Origin of the sequence: Bartonella sp. CL70QHWL, assembly GCF_042194855.1 — a bacterium.
Taxonomy (GTDB): domain Bacteria; phylum Pseudomonadota; class Alphaproteobacteria; order Rhizobiales; family Rhizobiaceae; genus Bartonella.
The window spans coordinates 14007-38104 of record NZ_JBHINJ010000017.1 but is presented as its reverse complement, the minus strand read 5'-3'; the positions used below and the strand labels follow the sequence as shown (position 1 = coordinate 38104).

The window sequence follows — 24098 nt, the reverse complement described above, 5'->3', positions numbered from 1 at the left end:
TTTAAATAAAATAACCCAAACATTTCCAATAAAATATTGTAACAAAAAATCCTATTTCAAGACATTATTGGAAAAATAAGAAGCGTATAAAAGTTTCTTGCTGGATAGCAGCGGCTTTCAGATTATAATACCCCTCCCCTCACAACGGTTGCAACTTTTCTTACATATCGCAATGATGTCATGTAAACGGCTAAAGATTAGAGTACATATTCTATAATCACCATTGCATAAATATCTTACACGCTTTATGCTTTTCCATGGGAGCAAAAGGAAGATGTCCATGTCATCTAAACTGACGCGTAACCAAACATTGGTTTTAAATACTTTAAAAAATGCAAAAGGGCCTTTAAGTGCTTATGCGATTCTCAATCACTTACGCGAAGAAGGTTTTCGCGCACCTCTCCAAGTTTATCGTGCGTTAGAAAAACTCGTACAGTTAAAGTGTATTCATCGTCTTGAAAGTGTAAATGCCTTTATGGTCTGTTTACACCCTGAAAACTGTCAACATGAACTTACAACGTTTATAATTTGCGAAAACTGTGGCACAGTCAACGAAATACAAAATCAAACGATTGTATCAAGTTTAAAACAGATGGTTCAAGCGGTTGACTTCCAAGCACACAAAAGCACCCTAGAAGTACGAGGTCTTTGTAAAAAATGCGCAATAAAATAAGACATCTAACTTGGAAATAAGATCTCTAACTTGCAAGTTTATATATTTAGCATTATGTAGCAGGAATCGCCTTATTGTTGGAAAAGCTCTTATCGTCCGTGCATATATCACCCTACCCTAGAGTGAGAGGCTTATTATACTCGTTAGAACATAAATATTGAAAGTATAAAATCATGTCCGTATCTGAGATCATTTTTTCAACAAAAAATCTCGATAAAATGAAACGAAAAAAAGTAATCAAAGCTCTTCTTATCGTCTTTGCGCTTTTTGTACTTTGGTTTAGCTATAAGTGGACGACGCAATGGTGTTATATGCTGTCCACTGAAGATGCCTAAACTGTGGCACAGTCAACGAAATACAAAATCAAACGATTGTATCAAGTTTAAAACAGATGGTTCAAGCGGTTGGCTTCCAAGCACACAAAAGCACCCTAGAAGTACGAGGTCTTTGTAAAAAATGCGCAATAAAATAAGACATCTAACTTGGAAATAAGATCTCTAACTTGCAAGTTTATATATTTAGCATTATGTAGCAGGAATCGCCTTATTGTTGGAAAAGCTCTTATCGTCCGTGCATATATCACCCTACCCTAGAGTGAGAGGCTTATTATACTCGTTAGAACATAAATATTGAAAGTATAAAATCATGTCCGTATCTGAGACCATTTTTTCAACAAAAAATCTCGATAAAACGAAACGAAAAAAAGTAATCAAGGCTCTTCTTATCGTCTTTGCGCTTTTTGTACTTTGGTTTAGCTATAAGTGGACGACGCAATGGCGTTATATGCTGTCCACTGAAGATGCCTATGTGCAAGGAGATATAGCCGCTATTGCGACTAAATTAAATGGGTATATTGAAAAAATTGCCATTAAAGCCAACCAAGTTGTAAAAAAGGACGATGTTTTATTTTACCTAGACAATGGTGATTATAAAATAGCCTTGGATCAAACAGAAGCGCATCTTAACACACAGAAAAAAACACTTCTACGCATTGATGCGCAAATCACAGCCGCTCGTAGTTCTTTAGATGATGCAAAAGCACAAAAAGCAGCCGCTTCAGCCATAGCAACCAATGCACAACTCACCTTAAAACGTGTAACAGAACTGAAAGCCAATCGTTATGCTCCTCAATCCAATGTTGATGATGCCAAATCCGCTTATGAACAAGCCATTGCGAATGTTAACAGAGCGGATGCAAAAATGGCTTCAGCACGTGCAAATATCCGAGTGCTAGAAGCGCAACGAAGTGAAACAGAAAGCGAAACAAAGAGTTTAGAGCTCTCGCGTAAAAAAGCACAACGTGATCTTGATTCGACCATTATACGAGCGCCATTTGATGGAGTTATAGGAAATTTAACAGCAAAAACGGGAGATTTTGTTGTAAATGGCCAACGTCTTGCGGCGTTAGTCCCCATACATGCACTTTATATTGAAGCAAACTATAAAGAAACACAGCTACAAGACATTCATACCGGACAAAAAGCTTATATTTCTGTTGATGCCTTCGAAGATGATGTTTTTACAGGAACAGTGCTTTCTATTTCGCCCGCAACAGGCGCTGTTTTTTCTCTTCTGCCTCCACAAAATGCTACCGGTAACTTTACAAAGATTGTCCAGCGCATTCCCGTACGTATTTCTATTCCAGAAGAAGTTTTAAAAACCGGACATATCCGAGCAGGAATGAGTGTTTCAGTGAAAATTGATACACGTACAAAGCCACAAGATAAAAGTCTCTTATAAAAAAAGTAGAAGATCTTACTATGACATCTTCCATACCAGAGCTCATACAGTCTCAAGAACGCATAGGAATGCGCAAAATTGTAGTTTTTATTGCTATGTCTTTTGGCATGTTTATGGCAATCTTAGATATCCAAATCGTTTCCTCTTCTTTAGCTGAAATTCAAGCGGGTCTTACAGCAAGCTCTGAAGAAATTTCATGGGTTCAAACCTCCTATCTCATCGCTGAAGTCATCATGTTGCCGCTTTCTGGATTTTTAGGAAGATTGCTTTCAACACGTGTTTTCTTCACCATATCAGCGATCGGGTTTACGATTACTTCTGTTCTTTGTGCAACAGCAACATCTATTGGAGAGATGATTTTGTATCGCGCACTACAAGGTTTTATTGGTGGAGGAATTATCCCAAGCGTTTTTGTCGCCTCTTATGTTCTTTTTCCTCCTTCCAAACGCCCAATTGTTACCCCTATTGTTGGACTAGTAGCAACATTGGCCCCCACCATTGGTCCAACCGTGGGAGGCTATATTTGTCATCTCTCATCATGGCATTGGCTCTTTCTCATCAATGTACCCTGCGGGATTATCATCTCAATTCTCGCTTGGAAATTAATTGATTTTGATAAAGCTGATCCCTCTTTAATGAAGAAGTTTGATTGGTTAGGATTCATTTCTATGGCTACTTTCTTGGGAACTTTAGAGTATATTCTAGAAGAAGGAGCACGTCATGATTGGCTGAGTGATACGCTGATTCGGGATTTGTTCATTACCATGATTCTTGCTGCAGCCTTATTCTTCTGGCGTGCTTTTACAGTAAAAGAACCCATTGTAGATCTCTCTACTTTTTCTAATTTTAATTTTTCAGCTGCATCCATTTTTTCCTTTTCATTGGGAATAGGCCTTTATGGACTCACGTACCTTTATCCTGTCTATTTAAGCCAAATCCGCCACTTTGATGCCCTCATGATTGGAGAAACATTGTTTCTTTCAGGATTCGTCATGTTATTAACTGCCCCGCTTGCTGGATTTCTTTCAGCACGAATGGATGCACGTTTAATGATGGCAATAGGACTTTTTGGTTTTGCAATAGGTATTTGGATGGCGAGCTCTATCACAGATAACTGGGATTTTTGGCAGCTTTTTTGGCCGCAAGTTTTCCGTGGTGCTTCTGTAATGTTATGTATGGTTCCTATTAATAATATTGCCTTGGGAACACTCCCACCAGAACGGATGCAAAATGCTTCTGGACTCTTTAATCTCACCCGGAATCTAGGTGGGGCTGTAGGGCTTGCCATTATCAACACTCTCATAACAAAACGCACAGACTTCCATCATGAACGAATAGCCGAAACTCTTAACTACGCAAACAGACAAGCAACTGAAATGCTTTCAAATCTTACTGTATTATTCAAAACAGAAACCTTTGATTCCTATACTCTGGCTCTTTCTCAATTGTTTGGTATGGTACGCATACAAGCAACCATTATGGCTATTAGTGATATTTTCTTTATCATAACCATCATTTTTGGTGTTTTGACATTTATGACCATGTTTCTCAAAAAAATACCACCTCTCATGGATTCACCACCAAATCACTAAACTTAATTAAAATTGAGAAATATTTTTTATCCTTATCACTTTGCTCGTTTCCTATGCACTTTATCTTGTCTCAAGAGACAGTATAAATAAACATATGATTCTAAATGATTCTTCTGATAAAAATTCTTTTAATGCGGGCTCTTTCCGCACTTAAAAACAACTTCTCGCATACAAAAATTGTTCTAGATGATAATAAACAAAGAGCTTATCTAAAGTGCTCCACACCATAAAGATAAAGCAGCCATTTCTATAAGATTTTTGATTTATCACCATAGGGTAAAAAACATTAAATCTCTCATCTATCTACCCCCTTTTTACGCTACTATCCTCATAAAAACTATTTTGTTAAGATTCTGTGCCCTTCACTCTTTTGATTCTTACAAGAATATTCATAAAAGATTTATGATTCTTGTGATTTTTATTCACGCACATATTTCTCTTATAATGTGTAGGATAACGTTTTTTTGATTCTGAATGCAAAATTTTACATGAGAAAATCATTTTGTATTTGATACTCTCATGCCAATTGCAAAACGATTTACCTTTATAGCAAAAAAGTAATGATATATTTTTTTCAAAAAAGCTGCTTTTAAACATGTAATTTTATTTTTTTACACTCTTTAAAAAAAGCTGATACTTACAATTTTGATTCTACTGCTACATATTTTTCTTTCTTAAGCCCCTTCTCTTTCAACAAGAGCTGAAATGGTATAAAATTTCTCAAAATATCTCTCTATTGAATCAATCAAAACCATTCCCTTGCACATAAAAAGCAAAGAAATAAAAACTGTTTAAGAAAAAAGTAAAATATCCAACCGTTTTGATGCAAGATTTATCAACGATATTGAAAACTGGAAAACTGTATGATGATAGCGACTTTAAAAGAACACAAGACAACTCAAAAATCCGGTTCCTTCAGTATTATAAAATAAGACACTATTTCAAAAAATGAGCTTAAAATATATTCTTACTCACTTAACTGAAATTATCAAAAATAAGAAACCAGCCCCATAAAGAAAAAGCCATATAATAAAATCGCAATACAACTCCCCAAAACTTTGTACCGCTAAATACCTTGGCACTGTCAAAACGGTATGCTCTTCTCAATGGCAGCTGCTGAAAAACGAAATAAACACTATCTTCAAGCGACTTTATGATGCTGAAAACGATTTGAAACTTCTCGTTCTCCACTAGGAACCAAAGTGCCATAACACCCAGAAAGATAATGTGGTATCAGTTCCAACGCTTGAAAGCGATGTTTTTCGTAAGGACCAGGCATTGCCAAATTTTCTGTTAAACTATTTGAAAAGCCAAAACGTTGATAAAATTCAAAATCCCCTACCAGCAAAATGGCGCCATATCCCAATTTTTTTGCTGTTTCAATTGCATGTCGGACTAAAATTGATCCTATTCCCATACCAGCACATTCAGACGCAACAGCCAAGGGGCCTAAAAGTAAAGCATGTTGTGTTTCATTTTTTTCTTTAGAAAAAGAAACATGCCAAAGACGGACACTTCCCACAAGCTCTCCAAGCACATTTTTAACCACAAAAGAGAGCCCTTGAGCAGCCAAACGACCACGACGTAAAACCTCTGATGATTTACGTTTACGTCCATACCCCATCATTGAATCAAGCAAATTTTCTCGATAAGGCTTATCGGCTTCTTGCTCCAATAAAAGTGTAAAACATGCCCCATCTTTTGTTTGAAAATTAATCATGTTCATCTCTATAACCGCCCTCTTACAGCGCCATGACGAGCATAGCAAAAAATCTAAAAAACTATAGTTAAAAGGAAATGTCAGATCACATATGATCGTAAAGGCTCAAAACCATTAAAGGCAACCGATGCGTAAGTTGTTGTGTAAGCACCCGTTCCATGAATCAATATTTCATCTCCTATCGTTAGGGATAGAGGAAGCGGATAAGGTGTTTTTTCATAGAGAACATCTGCCGAATCGCATGTCGGTCCAGCCAAAATACAAGGCTCCATCACCTTATCATCATGAGGTGTCTCAATAGGATAACGAATGGCTTCATCCATAGTCTCAGCAAGACCATTAAATTTCCCAATATCAAGATAAACCCATCGTACATTATCGTTATCAGCTTTTTTAGATATTAGAACAACTTCTGTACGAATAACACCAGCATTGCCAACCATCGCACGTCCTGGCTCAATAATCGTCTCAGGGATACGATTACCAAAATGCTTTTTCAATGAATCAAAAACTGCTGTACCATAAGCTTGTTCTGTAGGGACATCTTTCAAATAACGCGTTGGAAAACCGCCCCCCATATTCACCAACCTTAGTGAAATGCCTTCTTGTTCCAAACGCTTAAAAACTGTAGAAGCATCCGATAAAGCACGATCCCACGCACTCAAATCAACCTGCTGAGATCCAACATGAAAAGAAACACCATAGGCTTGCAAACCCAATTGGTGTGCCCGTCTTAGAACATCAACCGCCATATCTGGAACACAACCAAATTTGCGTGACAATGGCCACTCTGCACCTTTGCCATCGGTAAGAACACGGCAAAAAACACGTGCTCCTGGAGCAACACGCGCAATTTTTTCCACTTCTTCAACACAATCAACAGCATAAAGTGAAACTCCCAATGCATATGCTCGTGCAATATCACGCTCTTTTTTAATCGTATTTCCAAAAGAAATACGCTCTGACGTTGCTCCTGCTTTTAAAGCCATTTCAATTTCTGCAACAGAAGCCGCATCAAAAGAAGATCCTAAAGAACTTAGCAAACGCAAGATTTCAGGAGCTGGATTTGCCTTTATTGCGTAAAAAATACGAGACTGCGGCAGAGCTTTTTCAAAATTTAAATAGTTATCACGAACAACATCAAGGTCAACAATTAAGCATGGACCTTCAGAACGATGTGTTGCAAGAAAATCGCGAATACGTTGCGTTGCCATCTGCAATTCTCCTTGAGGGAACGCTCCCCCACTCTATGCTTAGACAGCCAAAGCTGCCAAAAGCTAAAGGACAAAAAACACACAACAACCATCCCCATTCTGATTACAAAAAACCAGAAATTAGCATTGCATGCTGCGAAAGAACAGCGCGAAACCGCGTTATTCTATTTTATATGCCTTTTTGATTGGAGTTGAGAAAACCACTTCCGCACTGAAGGCAATGAGGTGTGCCTCTATAGTTATCCCAGCATTTAAAAGCTGGAAGACACCAGAAAGGCCCGCACCGTCGTTGCTTCAAGATGTCCTCATTCTTGCAATTGGCTGTAAGAATGACTGGAGCGGTTAGTTCCAGGTACCGTACCGGTTAATCTCACCATTTGAGAACCAGCGGACACCCACAGGCACGTGCGACTTTGGGCAAGGCATCCTATAAAACGAATTCTTTCTCATTTCAATCATTTTTTTAATTTTAAACATTTTTTAATTCTTAAAGATAAAATGATGCGAAAAAACAACACTCTCCCCCACCAAACAAGGTCATTCATCCACTTTCATGGGATCACTCCCCTCATGTAAAACAGAATACCCCAAACGGAATATAGTTGGGTTGTATCTTCACGTACTTTCTTTAAAGAAACATTTCTTAAAGTGCTCGAGCCAACTTCACACCAGCGCCCATAAATGATAGAATAGTACCCCCAATAAAATAATATAAAATCTATTGAACCCACTATTTTTAGGCTTCATAAAAGAGCAAGCTGATCATCATCACACACTAAGCCCCCAATGTTGTGACAGCCCTTGACATTTGAGACGACTAATAAGAGGCACGTCCTTCTTGTATTGTTTTACTCCACGTGACTTTCCCCGCTTGTAACGTGGAAGAGATATGGTTTTTATTGATTCAACCATAGAAACAGGCTTGGAATGAGAGAATCCTGACGATATTTAGATCTCTTATTCAAGATGTAAATAGCCAATTATTATAAATCAATGTGCTAAATTGTTCGTAAATGACTTTTCTATTTTAAAATGAAAAGTATTTGAAATACTCAATCCTATAAAGTCAAAGAAAGCAAACAATCTATAATGATTACTTATAAGTCAAATAATTTAACATAAACAAAAAGACCGAATAATATCCGGTCTTATAAAATATTTTTCTACTAATATTAAAAAACTCTTCTCTCTTAAATTTAAGAGAAAAACGCTACAATTTAAAGCCCTACACTGCGATATCCTTATGTCCCTTGATGAGAATCAATTGCACGCAACTTCAACAATTGAAACTGCCTATGGCGCTCACGAAAGCGCTCTCTATCGGCTTCACTACGCGTGTTATAACAAGCATCACAGGAAACACCTTCCTCATAATGAGGCGATAGTTTGCTTTCAGCATTAAGAGGAGAACGACACGCGCGACATAATTCGCGTCCACATTCTTCAAGACCATGATGAACAGAAACACGCTCATCAAAAACAAAACACTCACCCCACCATAAACTTTTCTCTTTTGGAATTTTTTCTAAATATTTGAGAATACCTCCTTTTAGATGGTAGACTTGCTCATAACCAAGATCACGAACATAAGCTGTTGATTTTTCACACCGAATACCACCTGTACAAAACATGGCAATTTTCTTTTTTTTCTTTAACTCAGCCTCATGTTTACGCACCCATTCAGGAAATTCGCGAAATGTTTTAATCTGCGGATCAATCGCTCCTTGAAAACTCCCTATTGCATATTCATAATCATTACGCGTATCGATCAAAATTGTCTCTTCATCTTGAATAAGAGCATTCCAATCTTCAGGATCCACATACGTACCAACAACTTTTAGCGGATCAACCCCTTCAACCCCCATTGTCACAATCTCTTTTTTCAACCGCACTTTCATGCGATGAAAAGGCATTTTTGATGCCCATGAATATTTAATCTCCGGCGTTTGAAACGCTGGTTCAGCCATAATAAAGTCCACCAATGCCTCAATTGCCGCACAAGAACCAGCAACTGTTCCATTAATTCCCTCTTGTGCTAAAAGCAGAGTGCCTTTGATATCCTTTGCTTGACATAATTCCTGCAAAGGTTTTTGTAATTGATGATAATGTTTCAAATCTGCAAAGCAATAAAGTGCAGCAACTTTAAAATTCTTTTCCATGTGTTTTGCCATAACGCGCGTTTCATTCAATTTCAAGATTTATTCATGTACTCTTTAACATATTGTGCTTAATCAAACGATACAAACAATATCATCTCCAAGAAGAAAAAATATCATGTGCCAAAAAAGAGAAAAGCTTTTATTATATCTCCAAGGACAAACTGTTATACCTGTTTTGCTCATTGACAATCTACAAAGTGCTGTACCCTTAACACGCGCTCTTGTCAAAGGTGGATTAAAAACAATTGAGATCACCTTGCGAACACCAAATGCCCTCAAAGCAATTCAGAAAATTACACAAGAAGTCCCTGAAGCAATTGTTGGAGCCGGCACAATTCTCAACACAACACATTACGAAAAAGCCGAACAAGCTGGAGCCAAGTTTATTGTAAGCCCCGGATTATCCAATGAACTAATCAATTGTGCAAAAAATAGTGAAATTCCCCTTCTTCCCGCTGCAATGACCCCAAGTGAACTCATGCAAGCATTAAACAAAGGCTATTCATATCTTAAATTTTTCCCTGCTGAAGCTGCTGGAGGTATTTCCTTCATTGAAGCTTTAGCATCTCCCTTCTCTGATATCCGGTTTTGCCCAACAGGCGGTATTACACAAAAAAGTGCAACACAATGGCTCCAACTGCCCAATGTCTTCTGCGTTGGTGGTTCTTGGATAGCGCCCCAACAACTCATTGCAATAAGTGATTGGGATTCGATTACTGCATTAGCATATACCGCATCACAACTTCCCTCTCCCTCGAAAAAAGCTCTTTCTACAATCTAATATAAAGTGCAAGAATATCAGCCCCTTCAACAAGACCAAAGCTTTCACACATCCTTACGCAATCTTTTAACATTGCCATGGAACCACAAATCATCACCCGATCTTCATCAGGATGAATTTTGGGGAGTGCTATTGTTTCAAAAAAGCTCCCACTCTCCATAACAGTCGTAATACGCCCCATATGCTCAGAAAGCTCACAAGTAGTCATAGGATAAAATTTCAACTGTTGTGCATATGCCCCAATGAATGAATCTTGTTGCAAAGAGAAAACAAGATCTTTTGCACAAATTAACTCATTCTTTTCGCGCGTTATTTAAATAAGAACAACTTCTGAAAATTTTTCATAAGTGTCAGAATCACGAATAAAGCTTGCAAAAGGAAAAACCCCGTACCGGTTTGAAAGAAGATAAAGCACCAATTTTCCCACCTAATTACTCCACAAAAGCGCGCTCTACAACATAAGTAGCAGGAGCATTATTGGCCCCTTCAACAAGACCAAAGCTTTCACACATCCTTGCGCAATCTTTTAACATTGCCATGGAACCACAAATCATCACCCGATCTTCATCAGGATGAATTTTAGGAAGGCCAGTTGTTTCAAAAAAGTCCCCACTTTCCATAACAGTCGTAATACGCCCCATATGCTCAGAAGATTCACGAGTAGTCATAGGATAAAATCTCAACTGTTGTGCATATTCTCCAATGAGTGGATCTTGTTGCAAAGAGGAAACAAGATCTTTTGCATAAATTAACTCATTCTTTTCGCGCGTTGTTTGAATAAGGACAACTTCTGCAAACTTTTCATAAGTTTCAGGATCACGAATAAGGCTTGCAAAAGGAGCAATTCCCGTCCCAGTTGAAAGAAGATAAAGACGTTTTCCAGGAATAAGAGCATCAAGAACCAGCGTTCCTGTAGATTTTTTACGCATGAGAACTGTATCACCAATTTTAATTTTTTGGAGATGCTCGGTTAAAGGTCCCCCTGGAACTTTTATCGAAAAAAACTCAAGCTGTTCATCCCAAAAGGGGCTTGCAATCGAATAAGCGCGATAAATCGGCTTTTCTGCATTTGGCAAACCGATCATAACAAACTCACCCGAACGAAAACGAAAACTTTCCGGACGATTCAGACGGAATTTAAATAACCGATCTGTGTAGTGACAAACCTCTTGGACAGTAAGGGCGAACACATTCTCAGGAATCGGAAAATTTGCAACGCTGCTGATGCTTGACGGAACATTGGTAGCAGACGTATTCATACTCTTCCCTATATTTTATTGAACGTTAAATTTCGAATCCTTGACGTGATATAGTACTTGCACAACCATCTGCCAACAATTTTCTTAAAACAAAAGCCTCAAGGTTAACACTTTTATGTCAAAATTAAATAAATGAATCTAGCGCGCTCTATCAGCGATAAAATTGATTTCACTTAAAACCAATCAAAGACTAGAAAGTAAATATTGGATACCCAATCCATCTTGAAAAGAAATAATATCCAAATCAACGGGTTTTCTAAGTCAACAGTTTTTAATGTATCAGAAAATGTTTACACACTGTTTTCCATTTAACAAAAATAATTTTAAGTGCATAAGACGACATCCAAAATTGCACAGATAAGTGATCTTTCCCCTCATGGTAAAAAACTTGTAATGCATTGATTTAACGTGGTTAATTTAATCATTTTATCTTCTCTGAATAAGCAGCCAGTGCAATATTTAATCAAAACAATCGCACCAGCAACAACAGCCTAATATTGCACTCTTCAAAATGATACAATACAATAAACTATGTTTATTTTTTATATGCCTAAACTAGGGAAAATAAGTAAAAAGTTTATGTTTTACAAATTATTAGAAGATACCATGTTGATAACAACACAAATAAAACTAAAGTATCTCTTATATCCAAAGTAGCATTTTACATAAAAAACGACTTTAATGGCAGTATAGGATTCTTATGATTTTGACCATAGAAAATAGTGCCTTTCCCTATATCGTAAAGAACCTCAATGAAATAACCAAAAAAACCCGTATTTCACGAACACAGATAAGCTTTTAAAATGAAAAAATCCGTTAATGATGAAATAGATACATCACTCTATGCAGCTGTAGCAACCGTCGATGTCAGTGCCATTGTTGCCAATTATATCACTTTAGCCAAACGTGTAGCTCCAACGCAATGTTCAGCAGTTGTAAAGGCAAACGCCTATGGATTAGGAGCTCACAAAATTGCTCCTGCCCTTTATCAAGCTGGTTGTCGCACTTTTTTTGTCGCCCAAATCATAGAAGCACTCCAATTAAAAAGCATTTTACCATCAAATGTCACGATTTCCCTTCTGAATGGACTTCCACACTTAGCAGAAGAGTTTGTCGCACAATCTGGTATTGTTCCTGTTCTAAACTCTTGGAATGCCATTGAAAATTGGCAAAAAATTTGTCAAAAAAAAGATAAAAAATTTCCAGCAATTGTTCAAATCGATACCCATATGAACCGATTAGGACTTAATCAAAAAGAATTACAAAAACTCATCAAACACCCTACAATTTTCGAAAAAGCAGAAATAAAATATATTCTTAGTCACCTTTCTAACGGAGAAGATGATACCCACCCATCAAATTATGCCCAATTGACTGCTTTCAAAACGATCCTTGCACAACTGCCTGCTTGCAAAGTTTCCTTTGCCAATTCTGGAGGTATCTTTCTAGGATCAGATTTTTATTTTGATCTTGTTCGTCCCGGTATTGCACTTTACGGAATCGCCCCCCAAGAAAAACACACATCCCTTCTAAAACCTGTTTTAAGACTTGAAGCCCAAGTCATTCAAAGCCGCGTTGTTGATATAGGAGCACCTATTGGTTATGGAGAAAGCTTTATAACCAACAGACCAAGCACTCTTGCAACCATTTCTATAGGCTACGCAGACGGCTGGCTCCGTGCTCTTTCGAATAAAGGAACAGTTTATTTCAACGGGCACAAACTTCCCATGGTTGGGCGGGTTTCTATGGATTCCATTATTGTAGATACGACCGATCTTGAACAAAAACCTCAAACAGGTGACTGGGTAGAACTCATTGGCCCCCATCAAACACTTGAAAAAGTATCTATAGATGCCGATACCCTTCCCAATGAAATTCTAACATCTCTTGGCTCCCGCTATAAATACATTTACACATAAAAACTCTTAAAAAAAATAAATTGATAAAAATCATCCTTTTAGAAAATTGAGGGGCTTTTACAAAAGATTTTACAACAATCAACCACATAGAATGGTCATAGACACCGTGCATTCACAGAAATCTCAAAACAGACAAGTTGATGGACTGTTTTATGGAAGTAGCTTTCACCCAAAATACAAAAACTTAGCCTTTCCCCATAAATTGACAAAAAAGCATCTACTACAAAGTTTTTAAAATTAACTGCCCAATTAAAATCATTCGCTTGCATACCACAAGCTGAACTATGTGTAGATAAAAATGATTTAAGAAAAGAATAATGCTTCTAACGAACCGCCTCAAATACCAAGGGCTGTAAGCAGCACCCACGAGCTGGAAAAGTGTATGATAGTGCCAATTTCCTTCTTCATAGAGCGTAAAGATAGTGGGGAATCAATGGATTTACCCTTACACCATTCACGAGCGCCGTCGCGAAATGGGATTGGGAGCGAAGTGTCTCTTTAAAACAAACACGTGAATTAACAACTCAAGTATATTCTTTTTGGAGCGTTCTGTTTTACATGAGGATCATTCCCCCACTAAAGAACACAATAAATATAAGGTATGGAGCAATGTGTAATCCCCATTATTAAAAAAATATTGCTTTAAATGCTTTTGAAAGCCGCAAAGCTGAATTAAGAGGAGATGACAAACTGAGGATTGATTTTCACCTTTACGGCTTTACATTTTCCCAAAATTAGATTGTCTTCCAGTTTCAAAGGTTACGTCAACAGAAATACACAATCCCCCCGCCCTCATCTGACAGACAAAAGCAGGAACGACTCATAAAGCTCTTTTTTTCTCAATCTCTAACTTAAAACATGTCGCTGCGTTAAGTTTGGATGTTGATTTACAGGTAACAGCGAAAGAACACGAGCTCTTAGAAAAACAGCGCCGTAAAGTCACAAACTGACTTGCAATGAAGTGGAAAGATGTGCCGGCTTTTATAAGACCCCTTGTAAAAAACAACCATAATACATTTGGCTTTGCGTTTGCTCATTCTGACAGGTGTTCTTACATATTTTTGCGTCATATTTATAAAAAGCAGATTAAAGAGAAATATTTAGACAATTCTTGACTCGAAAAGATACAACAACAGAGTTTCGCGTGTCTTTATCATCAAAAACACTAAAATTGATTTTATTCTTTCTACAACCGGTCGTCGTCACCTTAGTGAGAAGTAGTATATCACAACACATGCAACAGACGTGCCCCTATCCTCATAGGTTTCACTCTCGTTTACATGAATTAGCTGGCTAGACCGATGCCGACTAGTCACTAAAACCATGTCATACAGTAGAAGACAAAGGAGAGCATGCCTATTGCCGACAAAACACAGCTTTTTTGTCGACTTTTTCGATTTTGCTCATGTTGTAAAAAAACAATGCAAAATTCTAGAAAATAGACAAATAACGCCATCATGATCAACAAGTAAAAAACCCACACAAAATGTGTGGGCTTTTTTTGTTTATGCAAATAAATAAATTAAATACATATTTGTTATTTAATAGGTATTTCCCAATGGCGGGCACGAACAAATGAGCATTCTGTCTCCCGCAACATTATCAATACGCGATACAGGAGGCCAATATTTATTGGCTGGATCAAGAGAACTGTTGGGAAAAGCAGCTTCTTGTCGCGAATAGGGTCGTGCCCAAGCATCATCTAAAGTATCTGCCACTGTATGAGGGGCATTCACCAATGGATTATTGTCTTTTGGCCAAACCCCGCTACCAACTTTCTTAGCTTCTTCAGCAATAGAGAGTAAAGCATCACAAAAACGATCAATCTCTGCTTTTGGTTCTGATTCCGTTGGCTCAATCATCAAAGTTCCCGGAACAGGGAACGACATCGTGGGCGCATGAAATCCATAATCAATGAGACGTTTTGCAATATCATCAACACTCACCCCATACTGCTCTTTCAACACGCGTGTATCCACAATACATTCGTGCGCAACACGTCCATGCTTGCCCCGATAAAGAATGGAATAAGCGGCTGAAAGACGTGCAGCAATATAATTGGCATTTAAAATGGCTATTTGTGTTGCATATTTTAAGCCATCAGCCCCCATCATTCGAATATACATCCATGTAATCGCAAGAATAGATGCACTTCCATAAGGAGCAGCAGAAACCGCATGTGTTGTCCCATCCTGTTCATGACCTGGTAAGAATGGTTTGAGATGCGCAGCAACTCCAATTGGTCCCATACCAGGACCACCACCACCATGAGGAATAGCAAATGTTTTATGAAGATTCATATGACAAACATCAGCGCCAATATCCGCAGGACGAGCAAGACCCACAAGGGCATTGAGATTAGCACCATCAAAATAAACTTGTCCGCCATTTTCATGAATAATAGAACAAATTTCCTTAATGCTTTCCTCGTAAACACCATGGGTTGAAGGATAAGTAATCATGAGAGCAGCCAATTTATCTTTATGCAATTGCGCTTTCATTTTGAGATCGTCTACATCAACATCACCATCGCTTAAACATTTTACCACAACGACTTCCATCCCTGCCATATGGGCCGAAGCTGGATTGGTACCATGCGCAGATGCAGGAATAAGACAAACTGTACGTTGATGTTCTCCCCGTGATTGGTAATATCGTCGGATAGCCAAAAGCCCAGCATATTCACCTTGAGCACCAGAATTTGGCTGAAAAGAAACTTGCGCAAATCCTGTAATTTCGCACAACCACGCATTTAACTGATTGATCATCTCCAAATAACCCGCTGCATCCTCTTGTGAAACAAAGGGGTGTATATTGGCCATGCTCGCCCAACTTACAGGCATTAGTTCAGCCGCGGCATTAAGCTTCATTGTACAAGAACCAAGAGGGATCATAGCACGGTCCAGCGCCAAATCCTTATCCGCCAAACGACGCAAAAAGCGCATCATATCTGTCTCTGAATGAACAGCATGAAAAAAAGGCTGAGAAAGAAAAGCAGCATCCCGTTTTTTTCCATAGAGCTGTGGAGAAACCTGATCGCCTAATTGTGCCCCAAAAAGCTGCGCTAAAGCACCAGCATCTTCTTCTGTCGATAATTCATCAAAATTGATTGCAATAGTGTCATCATCGAGAACACGAATAAGGCGTCCACCTATTTTGGCTTGATGCGCAATCTCTCGCGCTTTTCCCTTAACAGAAATACTCACACAATCAAAAAAGCTTTTCCCTTCAACATGAACCCCTGCTGCTTCTAAACCAGCAACAAAACGACATGTTAAATGATGAATTCGCTGCGCAATTTCTTGTAAGCCTTTTGGCCCATGCCAAACAGCATAAGCGGTTGCCATATTAGCCAATAAAGCCTGCGCTGTACAAATATTTGACGTCGCTTTATCGCGCCGAATATGTTGTTCGCGTGTTTGCAAAGCTAAACGAAAACCAACACGCCCTCTCGTATCCACGGATTGACCAACAATACGCCCTGGAATAAGCCGCGTTAACGCATCACTCACGGCAAGGTAACCAGCATGTGGACCACCAAATCCCATCGGAACGCCATAACGCTGCATAGAGCCAACAACGATATCTGCCCCCCATTGAGCCGGTGGCTCCATAAGGGTAAGCGCTAAAGGATCAGCCACAACGATAACTAAAGCTCCCTTTTCCTTTGCCTCTTTTATGATCTCACTGTAATCATGAAAAGCACCTTTTGTATCTGGCCAAGATAAAACAATTGCTGCTGTATCAGAAGCAATTTCGCCATTTTGGCTAATCTGAATCCCTTGTGTTTCAGCACGCGTTTGTGCAACACTCAAAATCTGAGGATGTAAAAGACTCTGAAGAGAAATTTTTGTTTTTTTCTCACGGAAAAAGCGAAAAGCAAGGGCATTGGCTTCAGCTAAAGCAGTTGCTTCATCAAGAAGAGAAGCAGCAGCAACAGGCAAACCTGTTAGTTCACTAACCAATGTCTGAAAATAAAACAAAAGTTCTAAACGACCCTGGCTAATTTCTGCTTGATAAGGCGTATAAGCAGTATACCAAGCCGGATTTTCAAACAGATTTCGTAAAATAACCGGAGGCACATAAGTTCCATGATATCCTTGTCCAATAAAACTTTTGTGCACATGGTTACGCTCCATCATCTTGGAGAGTTCTTCCAAGGCTTGTCCTTCACTAGCAGCCTCTGGAAGATTCAATGAACGTCCCAAGTGGATAGAGTGTGGAACAGCTTGAGAAATGAGTGTATCAACACAATCAAGCTCTAAAACATCAAGCATTTTTTGTGTTTCATCAGGACGAAGCCCAATATGTCGAGAAGAAAAAGAACGCTCGATCATGCCACTCATCCAATCAAAGCCTTATAAGCATCTTTATCTAACAACCCTTCCAGTTGTGTCTCATCCTGCAATGTCATTTTCCATAACCAGCCTTCTGTTTCGGATTTCTGATTCACCAGTTCAGGATTATCAGCCAAGGCTTCATTTATTTCGACCACTTCACCATCAAGAGGAGCATAAACATCTGAAGCCGCCTTCACTGATTCCACAACAGCCGCCGCCTCTCCTTTGGAAAGTTTTGTTCCACTTTGTGGTAAATCAACAAAAACCAAATCCCCTAATTGCTCTTGCGCATAATGCGTAACCCCAACAGTCACCACTTGCCCTTCAACGCTAAGCCATTCATGGTCTTGTGTAAAATAAGTTTTAGACATAAAAAATCATCCTTTAAAATAACGTTGTTCAACAAAGGGAAGTGAATGAACTGATAGTACAATCTTTTTGCCTCGCAGTTCTGTAAAGACTTGTGTCCCTTCAACTTTAAAATCAACAGGAACATAACCCATCGCGACAGGACCATCAAAAGAAGGACCAAAACCACCTGATGTTACAACGCCAATCTCATTACCTTGATCATCAAGAAGTACCGCACCGGCACGAATAGGTTGACGCGTTTGCGGTTTTAATCCAACACGACAACGAGCAGGTCCTTTTTGCAGTGCTTCAAGAAAAGCTTTTGCACCATAAAATTGTGCTTTTTCTCGAACATTTTTAGGAACAGCCCATATTAGAGCCGCATCAATAGGTGTCGTATCAGGGGTAATATCATTTCCATGCAAACACAGCCCTGCTTCCAACCGCAAGCTATCGCGTGCTGCAAGTCCAATCCACTCAACACGAGAATCACTCAGCAATTTTTCAGCCAACATATGCGCATGCCCTATAGGCAAAGCAATTTCAAAACCATCCTCTCCCGTATAACCAGAACGCGTTATAAACCAATCCTGCTGTGGTTCGAATCCTTGCATAAAGAACAATTCATTCCCTGGTAAATCGGCATCAGCAAGAACAGCTGCCGCTTCAGGACCTTGAAGAGCAAGCAATACCCTTTCAAGGGCAATCACTTGACATTCAAAATCAACCGCACGCTTTTCCAATTCTACGAAATCAGCCTGTGCATTCCCAGCATTGGCGACCAACATAAAACGGCCCTCTTCCAAACGGGTAATGATAAGATCATCAAGAATACCAGCCTGCTCATTAAGCAAATAATTATACCGTGAATGCCCAATCTTTAAAGCTGCTGCATCAATGGGAAAAGCATAGGACAAAAATTCCACGGCTTGTGCCCCTTCAACCGCAATCAATTTCATATGAGAAATATCAAAAAGTCCTGCATGTGCACGCGTATGAAGATGTTCTTTCAAAACGCCAAGAGGATAAGTTAAAGGCATGTTCCAGCCCGCAAAAGCACCAAATTTTGCTCCTGCTTTTTCATGCAAATCATATAAAGGAAGTGTTTTTAAAAAAGATGTTTCTTGTGTTGTGCCCATAATAACTCCAAAGCTGCGCTAACGCCCACAGAATATGGCCGTCTCTGCCCCCTCTGTCATCAACCTGAGAGACTCGCGAAAAGATTTTTCGCTTACACCTTCGGCGCGGGTTCTCCCGACTTTCCAGATCTGCCTTCTTCCTTTTACGGTCCTTAAAGCCTGAGAGATTATGGGCTATTTCCCCTTCGGCGGCAATGCGAAAATTTGCAATCTGCACTCTCCCGCAAAAGAATGAAAGAAACAATAACGCTCTTTCCAGCATATTTTAACCTATAGCCTATCTTTATCACACTGTCATTAGTAAAGTGATGAAAATGTTCTCATTTTAAAACTTGCATAAGCTACTTCAAAAGATTTATAATAGCGTCCTTTTGAACCTTACAAAAATTGCAAGGAACACATTTTAGGAAATTTAAGACAAAAATCAAAAGCTATAAACAAAAATACCTCTTGAAAATCATGCAAAACGTCACACACTAAAAAGATCGCAAAGCAATATTCTTTCGCGCGCAGTTCAACCTTAAAGATAGGGTTTCATATTCTTTATTTAGAATTAAGGACTTCAAGTATTTTATAAGTATGATTTTAATGCACAAGAAGTGGTTTTTCTGCTTTACTCCATAGTGTCATAAATTGCGACTATCTACAGACTAAAACTACCGAACAAAGGTGACAAAATACTCATGAAAGCTGGTAATATCTCTTACAATTGCGAAAATGATCTTCCAAAGCAAATTGCTCTTTTTCCTTTAGAAGGTGCACTCTTACTACCCGGTGGTTTTTTATCACTCAACATTTTTGAACCAGAATCACTTGAAATGATTGAAAACGTTATGGTAACTGATCGTCTATTGGGCATTATTCAACCACTTTCATCGGATACAGACCGCTTCTCTACACAACTTTATAAAACAGGCTGTATAGGGCGCATTACAAACTACAGTGAAACAGGAAATGGACAACTGTTCATTATCTTACAAGGTGTTTGCCGCTTCACCTTAGAACAAGAATTGACAAACACAAAATCCTATCGAACAGCTCTCATCCAATCAAACATAAAAGACTTGCAAGAATTTGATATTGAAGAAAACATTAACCGAGAGAACTTACTCGACGTTGTAGAAAAATATCTAACCATACATGAAATGGAATATAATTGGAGCAGTATCATAGAAGCCCCTACACCTATATTGGTTAATGCTTTTTCAGCCCTTATCCCCTTTACACCAGCAGAAAAACAAGCTCTCCTTGAAGCTCCAGATATCGAAAGCCGTGCCCAAACTCTTCTTGCATTAACAGAGCGCTCACTCATGAAACAAACAAGAACAGATTACCGCTTAAACTAATGAATGTCCCAACATGAAAAAAATGACCACAGATCCCAAAATGCTCGAATTGCTCGTCTGCCCAATAACGAAAGGCACTCTCTCTTTCAACCGAAAAACACAAGAACTCATTTCTCTCAAAGCCAAACTTGCCTATCCTATTCGTGATGGCGTTCCCATTATGCTTGCCTCAGAAGCGCGCCCTTTGCAAAACAATGAAGAAATAACGCATAAAAAATAAAAAACCCTGATGCAATTTTCCTCTACAAGCCCACTGCTATCAATCCTCTATCAATATGATATCTCAATATCTACGATTTCTGAAAAAAGAGTTTTACAATAAAGATATTTATATCGCTTTACACCTTGTAACAAAAGCCAAAAATATCATCAGATTTATCTCATTCCAGCCTGTTCATACTGAAGCAATCAAAACCATTCGCTTGCACCACACAAGCATCTGAATAAAAACAATTAAAAAAGGGAATAAAAATGGCTCTTATGAACTTCTTAAAAGCAAGAATTATAATAACATTTTGAACCAACTCAGGTAAATGAAATTTATTTATTAAATATAAAATTGTTATATTTCATGAACTTTACGTTATACCCTTCACGAGCAACATGTTTGAGATACCTCGATTTAAGATGAAGAAAAACGATAAGCTGTATCATCTTATGTATACCATATCGGGACAAGAATATTTATCTGTTTGTTTACTTTTCAAAGCGGGGAAACAGCCTAATTTTGGGGAGAAAACATAAAATCGTAAAGGAGAAAATCACCCCATTACCTTGCCATCACCCTTTAATTTCGCTTTACAATTTTTACAAGTATCTAAAGTATCTCAAGCAATATTTTTATGTATAATATACGCATTAATTACGTGAAAACTTGAAAAAACAAACAAGAAACACTGTTGTAATTTCAATTGACGATTGAAAGTAATTGCCTTATGAAGGAGGCTTGTGTTTTTGGTTGTATACGCGACAATCAAATAGGGTCTGGAAGCCCGAAAAACTCAAACTAGAAATAAAACCGCTTTTGCGGATATCCCGGAATTTCCGGGGGCTCTTGTTATGTCCAAGTGCTTTCAGCACTAAAAGCAAGGGGCTGTTTTGAGTCAGCACTTCCAGACCCCGGAATACTAATGCGAGGGCGCTCGCAACCGGTGGGGACATCAAGTGAAAGCCAAAAATCTACATTTTTACGATATTTCTTTAGGCCAAAAAATTCGCTTCAGAAGAAACGTCATGGGTTTTTCTCAAAAACAATTAGGAAGTCATTTAGGCGTAACATTCCAACAAATCCAAAAGTATGAAAAAGGCTTAAATCGCGTAAGTGCAAGACGTTTACAGGAAATTGCTCATATATTAGATGTTCCCGTTTCCTTCTTTTATGCTGATAGCGCAAAAAAAGAAGAGAGCCCCTATCATTGTGATGACAGAATAGCAAGCAAAGCAGAATATTTACTTTTAAAAAATTTCAGAATACTGACCCGCAAAAAACAAAGAGCAATTTTGCAGTTGATTTCTGATGAAAAAATGACCCCTTATTTTCATAAATTCACTGAAAGGACAATCAACGTCCTTAATAATCTTGACAAGAATTGTGACTGTCTCCCCACACCTCATGAGAATGAAAATTCTTAATCTAATCTGATTTGTAAATAATCCGAATTCTAACGAGTTTAACTTAGAAATAGCACGTTGATTTATAATGATAATCTAACGTTATTGATATTGAATAAGTGTTTCGAATATCGTAAAATTCTTTCATTTCAAACGTGTTCTATATTGAATCAATCAAAATCTCTTGTTTGCACAACACAAGCAAAGTTGGCGTGTGAGTAAAAACGTACAAAAAGGCATACCTCTTATTGAATCGTCTCACATACCAAGAGCTGTAACGACATTGGGTGCTAAAAAAATGTATGATGGTGCTAACTTGCTCTTTTATTAAACGTAAATATGGGAGTGTTCAACGGCTTTCCACTCATATGACTCACTTAAACAAAAGGCTCTCCAAACAAGCCTAAGAATATTCCCACACACTAAAAAAACACTTAAATATATCGAGAAAGATTAAAGATCTTATACCACCATACTACAAAGATTGATATTTATAGCAAAATAGGATTAAAGTAAAAATAAGAAATATAAAGTAAAAAATAGACACGAAAAAAATATATGTATAACTTTCATAAGAATTTATCTATATATGGATACTTAAGTTTATTCTGTTGTGCCATAAATTCTATCATTTAAGGTATGAGGGCATGAAGCACGCATACCTCCTTGAAACATTCAAATGTTTTTTAGATACCCAATATCTTTTTAAATATTTTTAGGCCTGCTTGTTGAGCCTTTAGTTTAAGTGAAAAATGGGAAGCCGCTAGAATCTAGCTGTTTACAGACTGTAATAGGAAGCTTCGCTTTTAAAGGCATAGGGAGAAAATCAAATAATTCAACAATTAACAGATAAAGTATTAAAAGATTCCACCAACGCGATACGTAATACCATCTTTAAAAAATTCAAAAGTGTGAAGGTAAACAATTGACAGAAGATAAGGAATTCACTTAATTAAAGTGTTTTCTAAAGAGATAATAGCTTAGCGTAAAATATTCAATTTTTTCAATTCTGAAAGATTAAAAAAGACGTATCATTTGAAATAAAACAATTTATTGTGCTAACGATGATGATTGCTGTGCACAAAATTGAGTTGTTGAAAATCAAAAATATAATTTAATGATGTTCCTTGACCAACTCACTCTCTCCTGAGTATAGCACGGGGAATAAATGTGGAGAGACATGAGGAGTATATAGAAAATGAGTTTTAAAGTTGCAATTGTCGGCGCGACCGGAAATGTTGGTCGTGAAATGCTTACAATTTTAGAAGAACGTGGTTTTCCTGCGCATGAAATTGTCCCTCTAGCATCACGACGCTCATTAGGACAAGAAGTTTCTTATGGAGATAAAACTTTAAAAGTAAAAGCACTGGATACTTACGATTTTTCTGACACAGATTTTTGTCTTATGTCTGCGGGAGGAAGCATTTCCAAAGAATACGCCCCTAAAATCGCTGCTGCCGGCTGTGTCGTCATCGATAATTCCTCCACGTGGCGCTATGATGCCAATGTTCCGTTAATAGTCCCTGAAGTCAATGGCGAAGCTATAAATGCCTTTTCTAAGCGTAATATTATAGCAAATCCTAATTGTTCAACAATTCAACTGGTCTTAGCTTTAAAACCTCTCCATGATGCTGCAATCATTAAACGTGTTGTTGTCTCTACATATCAATCGGTTTCTGGAGCTGGTAAAGAAGGAATGGACGAACTTTTCGAACAATCACGTGCAGTTTTTGTTGCAGACCCAATTACATCAAAAAAATTCACTAAACGTATTGCCTTTAATGTCATTCCTCATATCGATGTTTTCATGGAAGATGGTTATACAAAAGAAGAATGGAAAATGACGGTTGAGACGAAGAAAATTCTCGATCCGAAAATTAAATTAACGGCCACTGCTGTTCGGGTCCCTGTCTTTATCGGTCATGCCGAAGCCGTCCATGTTGAATTTGAAAAACCACTAAGCGCATCTGAAGCACAAGCGCTCCTCCGCGATGCACCAGGCTGTCAGCTTATCGATAAACACGAAGATGGTGGTTATACCACACCTTATGAAGGTACCGGAGAAGATGATACCTTTATTAGTCGTGTTCGTGAAGATATCACCGTTGAAAATGGTTTAGCTTTCTGGGTTGTCGCCGATAATTTAAGAAAAGGAGCAGCATTGAATGCCGTTCAAATTGCTGAATTGCTCATTTCTCGTAATTTGATAAAGCCTAAGTCCGCAAATTAATGCCCTGTCCGAAAAGATGAAGAG

The 24098-nt window shown here is 38.2% G+C and carries 16 protein-coding genes, 3 pseudogenes and 1 riboswitch; of the genes and pseudogenes, 11 read left to right on the top strand and 8 right to left on the bottom strand.

From position 1 onward, the window contains the following. Window positions 1-280: 280 nt before the first annotated feature. The 5 genes and pseudogenes from ACFIJZ_RS07890 (at window position 281) to ACFIJZ_RS07870 (ending at window position 4005) form a co-directional block, all read left to right on the top strand. Window positions 281-673, top strand: a complete 393-nt coding sequence (locus ACFIJZ_RS07890) for a Fur family transcriptional regulator (protein ID WP_375612302.1) — start codon at window positions 281-283, stop codon at window positions 671-673. A 173-nt stretch (window positions 674-846) separates the two neighbouring features. Then, window positions 847-1005: pseudogene (locus ACFIJZ_RS07885) on the top strand (HlyD family secretion protein); the annotation flags it as partial. Then, window positions 1002-1145, top strand: a pseudogene (locus ACFIJZ_RS07880) (transcriptional repressor); the annotation flags it as partial. The pseudogenes ACFIJZ_RS07885 and ACFIJZ_RS07880, both read left to right, overlap by 4 nt. Before the next feature lie 173 nt (window positions 1146-1318). Next, entirely contained in the window at window positions 1319-2413 is a 1095-nt protein-coding gene (locus ACFIJZ_RS07875; protein WP_375631506.1) for an HlyD family secretion protein, read from the top strand. Between the two features lie 20 nt (window positions 2414-2433). Further along, window positions 2434-4005: a DHA2 family efflux MFS transporter permease subunit gene (locus tag ACFIJZ_RS07870; protein ID WP_273791457.1), complete on the top strand. Its 1572-nt coding sequence runs from the start codon at window positions 2434-2436 to the stop codon at window positions 4003-4005. A 1141-nt stretch (window positions 4006-5146) separates the two neighbouring features. On the opposite strand, the gene ACFIJZ_RS07865 is transcribed toward ACFIJZ_RS07870, so the two are convergent. From ACFIJZ_RS07865 to ACFIJZ_RS07855, 3 genes are all read right to left on the bottom strand, one after another. After that, complete coding sequence (locus ACFIJZ_RS07865; protein WP_273791458.1) at window positions 5147-5731, bottom strand: GNAT family N-acetyltransferase; 585 nt, start codon at window positions 5729-5731, stop codon at window positions 5147-5149. 74 nt (window positions 5732-5805) lie between these two features. Next, window positions 5806-6939, bottom strand: coding sequence for a type III PLP-dependent enzyme (locus ACFIJZ_RS07860; RefSeq protein ID WP_273791459.1), 1134 nt, complete (start codon window positions 6937-6939; stop codon window positions 5806-5808). 1241 nt (window positions 6940-8180) lie between these two features. Then, window positions 8181-9098: a rhodanese-related sulfurtransferase gene (locus tag ACFIJZ_RS07855; protein WP_273791460.1), complete on the bottom strand. Its 918-nt coding sequence runs from the start codon at window positions 9096-9098 to the stop codon at window positions 8181-8183. Window positions 9099-9213: 115 nt separating this feature from the next. Here ACFIJZ_RS07855 and eda point away from each other — a divergent pair, with 115 nt between their 5' ends. Then, window positions 9214-9879, top strand: coding sequence for a bifunctional 4-hydroxy-2-oxoglutarate aldolase/2-dehydro-3-deoxy-phosphogluconate aldolase (gene eda / locus ACFIJZ_RS07850; RefSeq protein ID WP_273791461.1), 666 nt, complete (start codon window positions 9214-9216; stop codon window positions 9877-9879). Window positions 9880-9895: 16 nt separating this feature from the next. Here eda and ACFIJZ_RS07845 read toward each other — a convergent pair. Further along, a pseudogene (locus ACFIJZ_RS07845) lies at window positions 9896-10291 on the bottom strand (ferredoxin--NADP reductase); the annotation flags it as partial. 19 nt (window positions 10292-10310) lie between these two features. Continuing rightward, window positions 10311-11138 carry a ferredoxin--NADP reductase gene (locus tag ACFIJZ_RS07840; protein WP_273791462.1) on the bottom strand — a complete coding sequence of 276 codons (828 nt, stop codon included), beginning with the start codon at window positions 11136-11138 and terminating at the stop codon, window positions 10311-10313. An 803-nt stretch (window positions 11139-11941) separates the two neighbouring features. Between ACFIJZ_RS07840 and alr the strand changes: the two genes are divergently transcribed. Then, complete coding sequence (alr, locus tag ACFIJZ_RS07835) at window positions 11942-13057, top strand: alanine racemase (protein WP_375631503.1); 1116 nt, start codon at window positions 11942-11944, stop codon at window positions 13055-13057. A gap of 1541 nt (window positions 13058-14598) precedes the next feature. Here the strand turns inward: alr and gcvP are convergent. From gcvP to gcvT, 3 genes are read right to left on the bottom strand one after another with little or no spacing between them, the layout of a single operon-like run. Further along, the gene (gene gcvP, locus ACFIJZ_RS07830) at window positions 14599-17394 is read right to left on the bottom strand and encodes an aminomethyl-transferring glycine dehydrogenase (RefSeq protein ID WP_375631509.1); all 2796 of its coding nucleotides are present in this window, start codon (window positions 17392-17394) and stop codon (window positions 14599-14601) included. Window positions 17395-17399: 5 nt separating this feature from the next. After that, window positions 17400-17768: a glycine cleavage system protein GcvH gene (gene gcvH, locus ACFIJZ_RS07825; RefSeq protein ID WP_375631501.1), complete on the bottom strand. Its 369-nt coding sequence runs from the start codon at window positions 17766-17768 to the stop codon at window positions 17400-17402. 6 nt (window positions 17769-17774) lie between these two features. After that, the gene (gene gcvT, locus ACFIJZ_RS07820) at window positions 17775-18887 is read right to left on the bottom strand and encodes a glycine cleavage system aminomethyltransferase GcvT (protein ID WP_375631499.1); all 1113 of its coding nucleotides are present in this window, start codon (window positions 18885-18887) and stop codon (window positions 17775-17777) included. A 136-nt stretch (window positions 18888-19023) separates the two neighbouring features. Then, a riboswitch (glycine riboswitch) is annotated at window positions 19024-19121 on the bottom strand. 449 nt (window positions 19122-19570) lie between these two features. Between gcvT and ACFIJZ_RS07815 the strand changes: the two genes are divergently transcribed. From ACFIJZ_RS07815 to ACFIJZ_RS07800, 4 genes are all read left to right on the top strand, one after another. Continuing rightward, on the top strand, window positions 19571-20233 hold the full coding sequence (locus tag ACFIJZ_RS07815) for an LON peptidase substrate-binding domain-containing protein (protein ID WP_273791465.1): 663 nt from the start codon (window positions 19571-19573) through the stop codon (window positions 20231-20233). Between the two features lie 13 nt (window positions 20234-20246). Beyond that, window positions 20247-20453 carry a Trm112 family protein gene (locus tag ACFIJZ_RS07810; protein ID WP_375631497.1) on the top strand — a complete coding sequence of 69 codons (207 nt, stop codon included), beginning with the start codon at window positions 20247-20249 and terminating at the stop codon, window positions 20451-20453. A gap of 1013 nt (window positions 20454-21466) precedes the next feature. Further along, window positions 21467-21865, top strand: a complete 399-nt coding sequence (locus tag ACFIJZ_RS07805; protein ID WP_275065251.1) for a helix-turn-helix domain-containing protein — start codon at window positions 21467-21469, stop codon at window positions 21863-21865. Between the two features lie 1177 nt (window positions 21866-23042). Then, on the top strand, window positions 23043-24074 hold the full coding sequence (locus ACFIJZ_RS07800; RefSeq protein WP_273791468.1) for an aspartate-semialdehyde dehydrogenase: 1032 nt from the start codon (window positions 23043-23045) through the stop codon (window positions 24072-24074). Window positions 24075-24098: the final 24 nt, after the last annotated feature.

Excerpts from the sequence above, each read along its gene's own strand:
- gcvH (WP_375631501.1), bottom strand. The coding sequence starts at position 17,768 with ATGTCTAAAACTTATTTTACACAAGACCATGAATGGCTTAGCGTTGAA.
- ACFIJZ_RS07800 (WP_273791468.1), top strand. The coding sequence starts at position 23,043 with ATGAGTTTTAAAGTTGCAATTGTCGGCGCGACCGGAAATGTTGGTCGT.
- ACFIJZ_RS07870 (WP_273791457.1), top strand. The coding sequence starts at position 2,434 with ATGACATCTTCCATACCAGAGCTCATACAGTCTCAAGAACGCATAGGA.
- alr (WP_375631503.1), top strand. The coding sequence starts at position 11,942 with ATGAAAAAATCCGTTAATGATGAAATAGATACATCACTCTATGCAGCT.
- ACFIJZ_RS07890 (WP_375612302.1), top strand. The coding sequence starts at position 281 with ATGTCATCTAAACTGACGCGTAACCAAACATTGGTTTTAAATACTTTA.
- ACFIJZ_RS07810 (WP_375631497.1), top strand. The coding sequence starts at position 20,247 with ATGAAAAAAATGACCACAGATCCCAAAATGCTCGAATTGCTCGTCTGC.
- eda (WP_273791461.1), top strand. The coding sequence starts at position 9,214 with ATGTGCCAAAAAAGAGAAAAGCTTTTATTATATCTCCAAGGACAAACT.
- ACFIJZ_RS07865 (WP_273791458.1), bottom strand. The coding sequence starts at position 5,731 with ATGAACATGATTAATTTTCAAACAAAAGATGGGGCATGTTTTACACTT.
- ACFIJZ_RS07805 (WP_275065251.1), top strand. The coding sequence starts at position 21,467 with ATGGGTTTTTCTCAAAAACAATTAGGAAGTCATTTAGGCGTAACATTC.
- ACFIJZ_RS07860 (WP_273791459.1), bottom strand. The coding sequence starts at position 6,939 with ATGGCAACGCAACGTATTCGCGATTTTCTTGCAACACATCGTTCTGAA.
- ACFIJZ_RS07840 (WP_273791462.1), bottom strand. The coding sequence starts at position 11,138 with ATGAATACGTCTGCTACCAATGTTCCGTCAAGCATCAGCAGCGTTGCA.
- ACFIJZ_RS07875 (WP_375631506.1), top strand. The coding sequence starts at position 1,319 with ATGTCCGTATCTGAGACCATTTTTTCAACAAAAAATCTCGATAAAACG.
- ACFIJZ_RS07855 (WP_273791460.1), bottom strand. The coding sequence starts at position 9,098 with ATGGAAAAGAATTTTAAAGTTGCTGCACTTTATTGCTTTGCAGATTTG.
- ACFIJZ_RS07815 (WP_273791465.1), top strand. The coding sequence starts at position 19,571 with ATGAAAGCTGGTAATATCTCTTACAATTGCGAAAATGATCTTCCAAAG.
- gcvT (WP_375631499.1), bottom strand. The coding sequence starts at position 18,887 with ATGGGCACAACACAAGAAACATCTTTTTTAAAAACACTTCCTTTATAT.
- gcvP (WP_375631509.1), bottom strand. The coding sequence starts at position 17,394 with ATGATCGAGCGTTCTTTTTCTTCTCGACATATTGGGCTTCGTCCTGAT.